Below are 444 nucleotides of genomic sequence, written 5' to 3'. Positions count from 1 at the left end.
CTCTCCGACCTGTACGGCCGCAAGAAGTGCCTGCTGTACGTGTGCGTGATCCTGGGCCTGGCCCAGTTCGGCATCATCTGGTCGGCGGAGATCAAGAACCTGCCGCTGTTCCTGGTCTTCTCCGCCGTCTCCGGCTTCGGCGGCGGCGCCATCTTCCCGATGTTCGCGGCGCTGACCGCGGACTACTTCGGGGAGAACAACAACGCCACCAACTACGGCATGGTGTACAGCTCCAAGCTGGTCTCGGGGCTCGGCGCGGGCATGGGGTCCGTGGTCGTGGCCGCGTGGGGCTACAACGGCGCCTTCTCGCTGGCGGGCAGCATCTCGCTGTTCGCCGGGTTCGTGGCGCTGTTCCTGACCCCGCCGGGGCGCCCGAAGACCAAGAAGGTGACGCCCAACCCGCGTCCGCTGGGCGAGGGCTGACGGCGCGGAGCGCGCCCGCAC

1 protein-coding gene is annotated in these 444 nt (G+C 68.7%); it reads left to right on the top strand.

What is annotated here, in order from left to right:
- Positions 1 to 423: MFS transporter (locus tag CCN29_RS30435; RefSeq protein ID WP_143661412.1), on the top strand; the 423-nt coding region annotated here is incomplete at its 5' end.
- Positions 424 to 444: the final 21 nt, after the last annotated feature.

This window comes from Streptomyces pseudogriseolus (genome assembly GCA_002154585.1).
GTDB classification, from domain to species: Bacteria; Actinomycetota; Actinomycetes; order Streptomycetales; family Streptomycetaceae; genus Streptomyces; species Streptomyces pseudogriseolus.
This window is presented reverse-complemented; position numbering and strand designations above follow the sequence as displayed.